At 58.6% G+C, this 6,362-nt stretch carries 6 protein-coding genes; all 6 read left to right on the top strand.

The window, feature by feature from the left end:
* Positions 1 to 78 precede the first annotated feature (78 nt).
* Positions 79 to 1,860: a single-stranded-DNA-specific exonuclease RecJ gene (recJ, locus tag AB4043_RS10660; RefSeq protein WP_442307028.1), complete on the top strand. Its 1,782-nt coding sequence runs from the start codon at positions 79 to 81 to the stop codon at positions 1,858 to 1,860.
* 57 nt (positions 1,861 to 1,917) lie between these two features.
* Positions 1,918 to 3,168 carry an efflux RND transporter periplasmic adaptor subunit gene (locus AB4043_RS10655; RefSeq protein ID WP_442299472.1) on the top strand — a complete coding sequence of 417 codons (1,251 nt, stop codon included), beginning with the start codon at positions 1,918 to 1,920 and terminating at the stop codon, positions 3,166 to 3,168.
* A gap of 11 nt (positions 3,169 to 3,179) precedes the next feature.
* Entirely contained in the window at positions 3,180 to 4,136 is a 957-nt protein-coding gene (locus tag AB4043_RS10650) for a tetratricopeptide repeat protein (RefSeq protein WP_442307027.1), read from the top strand.
* 58 nt (positions 4,137 to 4,194) lie between these two features.
* Positions 4,195 to 5,130, top strand: a complete 936-nt coding sequence (locus AB4043_RS10645) for a COX15/CtaA family protein (protein ID WP_442299470.1) — start codon at positions 4,195 to 4,197, stop codon at positions 5,128 to 5,130.
* Complete coding sequence (locus AB4043_RS10640) at positions 5,123 to 5,905, top strand: VOC family protein (RefSeq protein ID WP_442299469.1); 783 nt, start codon at positions 5,123 to 5,125, stop codon at positions 5,903 to 5,905. Before AB4043_RS10645 ends, AB4043_RS10640 begins: the two co-directional genes overlap by 8 nt.
* Positions 5,906 to 6,080: 175 nt before the next feature.
* Positions 6,081 to 6,362: hypothetical protein (locus tag AB4043_RS10635; protein WP_442307026.1), on the top strand; the 282-nt coding region annotated here is incomplete at its 3' end.

The following is a 6,362-nucleotide window of genomic DNA, read 5'->3' as shown; positions in this document are numbered from 1 at the left end:
GTGCAGGGCTTGTGCATCTATGGGCGTTTTCCTCAATGAAAACGCCGCTGGATACCCAGCAACAGGAAAAATGCTCTAGTGGCCGCCGAACCGCTCTATCGCTGGACAAGCCCAGAGGTCTCCTTCGAAGAAGCCGAGGCCTTCGCTCGTGAACTGCGCCTTCCGCAGGTCATTGCCGAGCTTTTGCTCAACCGCGGCTTCGACACGCCGGAAAAGGTCGACCTTTTTCTCAACCCCGGGATCGACCACCTGCACCCCCCTTCGGCCATGCTGGGTATGGCAGCAGCCGTGGAACGGATTCGGCAGGCCATCGCACACCGCGACCCCCTCCTGATCTATGGAGACTACGACGTCGACGGGACCGTGGCCACAGTGCTGCTTAAGACGGCCATTGACCGCATCGCCGGCGGCGAATCCATTGTCCGCTACCACATCCCGCACCGTATCCGCGAAGGCTATGGGATGCAGGCAGGGGTTCTGGCCGATGCAGCAGCGATGGGTGTCCGCCTGGTCATCTCCGTCGACACAGGCATCCGTGCCTTCGCCGCCGCCGAAGAGGCACAGGCTCTCGGGCTCGACCTCATCGTCACCGACCACCACCTTCCGGATGAGATCGGCGGCCTGCCTCCGGCACTCGCCGTCATCAACCCCAATCAGCCTGACTGCCCTTACCCGAACAAAGATCTCTGCGGCGCCGGTGTCGCGTTCAAACTGGCCCAGGCTCTCCTGGAGAGCTCCGATATTCCCGCCGAAACCGTGGGAACCAAGCTGCTACCCAGCTTCCTGAAGTTATTAGCGATCGCCACCGTGGCAGATGCCGTCGCCCTCACCGGCGAGAACCGAGTCATCGTCGCCGTCGGCCTCCGCGAGCTGGTTAAGCCCGTCCAGCCGGGTCTCCGTTGCCTGATGGAGCTTGCTCAGCTCACTGGCCGGCAGCCAGTGACAGCAACCGCCGTCGCCTTCCGTCTGGCGCCTCGCATCAACGCCGCCGGCAGGATGGATATTGCCTCGGATGTCGTCGAGATGTTCCTCACCCGCTCTCCTGAACGGGGCCGCGAAATCGCCGAGAAGCTGCACCGGCTGAACGAAGATCGCCGCGCGACCGAACAGGCTGCGCTCGACGAGATCGAGGCGCTGCTCGCCGCCGACACATCTCTTGCCGAAGCGGGCGCCGTCGTCCTCGACGGACACGGCTGGCACCGCGGCGTTATCGGGATCCTGGCCTCGCGCGTGGTCGAGCGCACCCACCGTCCCGCCCTTGTATTGGCGCACGAAGACGGCGAGGCGTACGGCTCCGGACGCTCCATTCCTGGCTTCCACCTCCTGGATGCATTGACCGCAGTCCATTCCGTCGCTCCGATCTTCACCCGGTTTGGCGGGCATGCACATGCCGTCGGGTTTTCTCTTCCTTCCGACAAAGTGCCCGAACTTCGAATGAGCCTCGGCCTCTATGCCCGCTCCGCTATGTCTACGCACACCCTGCTTCCGGAGCTGCACTGCGACGCTTCCCTGCCGCTGGAGCGCATTACGCCCGCATTTGCGGAACACCTCCATCGTTTTGAACCCTTTGGGAACTCCAATCCGGAACCGGTCTTCTGTTCTGGTCCTGTCCGCATTCTCGAAATGCGTGTTCTCAAGGACAAACACCTTCGTCTGCGGCTGGAGCAAGGCAACGCCGCCATCGCCTGCCTGGCATGGTCCCGGCGGATCCACTGGCCTTCGCGTCTCCAGGAACTTGGCGTGGGTAAGGGTTCGATGATCGAAGTGGCTTTTCGCGTTCGCGAGAATGYGAACCCCGACTTCGGAAACGCAATTGAACTGGAGTTGTGCGATCTACGCCCAGCTCATACGGCCGGATAACTTTTTGTGCCGCAAACCCTTCCACCTGCGTCAGATATACTGACGCTTCGTCGCCCTATGGCTCAGAAAGCTACCAGTCCTGCTCGCACTTTCGTTTTCGCTTTGCTCGGCCTGGCCGCCATTGTTGCGGTCGGCTTTGGTTTGCGCTCCCTGTTCCGCAGCAATGTCGATGTCCACGCTGCCTCCGTTACGTATGAGAATCTGACCAGCACCACCCCAACCAACGGCAAGGTTCAGCCCGTGGAGCCATTTGACGCGCACGCTCCAATGGCAGGAACCGTCGATCGGATTTACGTCGGAGCCGGCGAAAAGGTAAAAGCCGGTCAGTTGCTCATTCACATGAACGATGCTGAGGCGCTAGGACGGCTGGCTACCGCCCAGTCCGCGTTGGCCGGCGCCCAGGCCAGCATCCACGATATGGAGAGCGGCGGCTCGACTGATGAACGTATCGGCATGGCCTCCGATCTGGAGAAGGCTCACCTGCAGGAACAACAGGCTCAGCGTGACCTCACGGCGCTTCAGCAGCTTCAGCAGAAAGGTGCTGCCTCTGGAAGTGAGGTTCTCGCCGCTCAGCAGCGGCTTGAAAATGCGAAGTCCTCTCGCATCGCGCTGGAACAGCGCTCATCTCCGGCCTCCCGTTACAGCAATCAGGACCGCACACGCGTTAAGGCACAGGCAGCCGATGCCTCGGCTTATGTTGCTTCTGCGCGCAAGCTCTATGATCAGCTGAATGTCCGGGCTCCGTTCGATGGAACGATCTACTCACTTCCGATACAGGAGTCGGACTTCGTTCCTGCGGGAGAGACCCTTCTCTCGATGGCGAACCTCGATCGCATCCAGATTACGGCCTATTTTGACGAACCCGATGTGGGGAAACTGGCTGTCAACCAGGCCGTAAGCATCGTCTGGGAAGCCAAGCCCGGAAAGGTGTGGCACGGACATGTCGAGACGGTGCCGACGACCATCATCAACTACGGCACCCGTAACGTGGGTGAGTGCATTATCAGTGTTGATGATGCCCATGGAGACCTTCTGCCGAATACCAATGTCACGGTCACCGTCACCATCCTGCAACACCCACATGTGCTGGCAGTTCCTCGAGAAGCTCTACACACCCAGGGCTCGCAGAGCTACGTCTTCCGCATCGTGAACGGCAAGCTGGTACGAACCCCCGTTCAGGTAGGCGCCGCCGTAACCCCGACACGCATCGAGATCGCCGGCGGTCTTTCCGTCAATGACAAAGTCGCCGTCAATTCCGTTGATAACAGCGAACTGACAGACGGCCTGCCGGTCGATGTCGTTCAATAAGGCCGTTGATTATGCAGCACCAGAAGTTGCTTTCGCTCGTCACACTCCTCTTTTCGTCGCTTTCCATGYGGGCCATGGATGTGCACGAAGCGCGGTCTGCTCTTATGGCCGGCCGCGTAGACGAGGTGGCTGCCGCGCTCGAGCCAGTGGTTAAGTCCAACCCAAAGGACGCCATGTCGCATCATCTGCTGTGCCGTGCGTACTATGCCCAGGAGCTTCCAGATCGTGCTGTGCCCCATTGCGAAGCGGCTGTCGCCAACGACTCCGGCAATGCGATCTACCACCTCTGGCTGGGACGAGCCTATGGATTGAAAGCTGACAAGTCAGGTCCGTTTACAGGCTTCAGCATGGCAAAACGCAGCGTAGCGTCGTTTGAGCGCGCATTCCAGCTCGCACCCACCAGCCTGGATACCATCAACGATCTGGGTGAGTTCTATGCCCGGGCACCCTCCATTGTCGGTGGCGGCACCGATAAAGCACGGCAGCTCGCGGAGCGTATTCAGCCGCTCTCTGCAGCGAAGTACCACCGCATTCTTTCTCTGGTCGCCGAAAAAGAGAAAGATTACGGTGCGGCCGAACAAGAGTTGAAAAAAGAGATCGAGATCAAACATACTGCGGAGAACCTGATGGATCTGGTGGCGTTCTACGACCGCCGGAAACGCGTTGATGATGCTGTCTCCGTGATCCGCGACGTAATCAATACCGATCGTCCCCGTTCCGCCCCCAGCTTCGACGCGGCAACATTCCTGACCGAGCAGCACCGCGATCCTGAGTTGGCAGAAAGGCTGCTCAAGGAATACCTTGCCTCTCCGTCAAAGTCCGACCAGGCTCCCGTGTTTCGTGCACATGTGCTACTCGGAAAGATTTTGGAAGACCGGGGCGACAAAGCAGGCGCGAAGGCGGAATACCAGGCTGCGCTGGCATTGGCGAAGGACTACCCGACTGCCCGCCATGCACTTGGAATGTAATAGAGGGTGTGACGCAGCTCACGGTCCGGCCACATCGTCCCGGTACTAAAATAAAGCCGTGGCCTCTACCGCACTTCATCTCGCGTCAGCCCGGCTTACTACCACGCATGTGAAGCGTCTTGCGTGGCTCACGCTGGCATGGAATATCCTCGTTGTGCTTTGGGGAGCGATTGTGCGCGCCACCGGCTCAGGCGCCGGCTGCGGGAACCACTGGCCACTCTGTAATGGAGAGGTCATTCCGCATGCCCCTCGTATCGACACGATCATCGAGTTTACCCATCGCATGATGTCGGGAGGCGCGGTCTTCCTTACTCTTGCACTCCTGCTGGCGATCTTTGCAACATCAGAACGTCTGCAGCCTGCACGTAGGGCCATTGCCGTCGCAACCGTGTTGTTATTCAATGAAGCGATCCTTGGCGCCCTGCTGGTGAAACTCGGTTACGTCACAGGCAATCGTTCTGTCGGGCGAGTCGTTCTTCTTTCGATACATCTGTCGAATACCCTGCTGCTGCTAGGCGCATATACCCTGACGGCGTACTTCCTTGAGCGTCCCTGGCGTTTTACCATCTCTCGCCGGAATCTCTGGCTGAGCGCGATCGGCCTGTTCAGCACGCTCATCGTCGGTGTAAGCGGATCACTGGCAGCTCTCGGCGATACCCTCTTCCCGGCAACGTCGTTGCGTGCAGCCTTCGTCCAGGACTTCGCCAGCAACTCACCCATGTTGCTGCGTCTGCGCAGCGTGCATCCGCTCAGCGCCTTCCTGGCAACTGTATTTGTCATCTGGCTGCTGAAACGCTCCTGGGGGTCGCCGCTGGCAAACTTTGTTCTCGGCCTGCTTGCCTTCCAGATTGCACTTGGCTTTGCTGACCTGCTGCTGTTGGCGCCAACCTGGATGCAGGTGCTGCACCTGCTCGGTGCAGATCTTTATTGGGCGTCCCTTCTCTGGCTCTCTGCGCAACAAACATTCCCAATCACAAAGGAACTTCATGCGTAAGCTGCTGCTCTTCCTGCTGCTGTGCGTCACAGCCGCCGTATCTGCACAATCGGTCCCCATGGACGGCTTGGCCCATGTCGCCATACGCGTCAAAGATGTTCCCGCCTCCCGCGCCTTCTATGAGAAGATCGGTTTCCTTGAAGCCTTTACCCTCGACAACAAGGGCGTCCTGGACCGTTCCTTCATCAAGATCAACGACGACCAGTTCATCGAGCTCTACCCACAGACAGAGAAACAGCCGCAGATCGGTTTCCTGCATCTCTGCTTCTATGGCAGCGACCTCGAATCGCTGCATAAGCAGTACGAACGTGAGGACCTGAAACCGCATGACCTCAAAAAAGCCGGCGCCGGCAATCTGTTGTTCACTATGGAAGGCCCGGAAAAACAGAACATCGAATATACCCAGTACATGCCTGGCTCGCTTCACTCCAATGATCACGGCAAGCATCTGGGAAGTCCTGTGGGTCCGAAGCTCATCAGTGTCTCTCTGGCAATGAAGGATGTTCCCGCCGCTCGTGCGTACTACTCCGAGAAGCTGCACTTCCCGCTTACCAAGTCCGGCAGCTTCGCCATCCCAGGCACCTCGGGCGAGACCGTCGTGATTGAGGACGATCAGATCGGAGCCCGCATGCGGGTTGCTTTCCAGGTAAAGAGTCTCAAGGAAGCAGCGACAGATCTGACCAAGCGTGGCGTTCCCTTTACGCGTGCGAAAAACGCGCTTTCCACGACCGATCCGGACGGGAATATCGTGGAGTTCCGCGAGCACGGCAGCTAGACCACCGGACTGGAGCATTTTCCCTGGTAGGTGTAGTGCAGGCATTCCACCTCTATGCGTTTTCCGCAATGAAAACGCCGCWGTACTCCTCTTTCGGGACACCCAGCAACAGGAAAAAGCTCTAGCTAACCAAAGATAAGAAACACTCATCTCTTTCTAGACAGGAGAGTTTCCTATGAATCGTACAACCCGTTTTCTGGCGGCGTGTCTCGTTGCCACATTACCTACCGCTTTCCTGGGTGCTCAGACTGCGAAACAGGACATGAAAGATGCCGGTCATGAGACGAAACAGGCTGCCAAGGACACTGGCAGCGGCATCAAGAAAGGAACCAAGAAGTCGGCTCATGTAGTTGGTGAGAAGACAGAAGAGGGCTGGGACGCCACCAAGCACGGCACCAAAAAGGCTTACCAGAAGACCAAATCAGGCACAAAGAAAGCCGTCAACAAAGTTGACGGC

Origin of the sequence: Terriglobus sp. YAF25 (assembly GCF_052113305.1) — a bacterium.
Classification (GTDB): domain Bacteria; phylum Acidobacteriota; class Terriglobia; order Terriglobales; family Acidobacteriaceae; genus Terriglobus.
The sequence above is the reverse complement of the archived record's forward strand: the minus strand, read 5'-3'. Positions and strand labels throughout refer to the sequence as shown.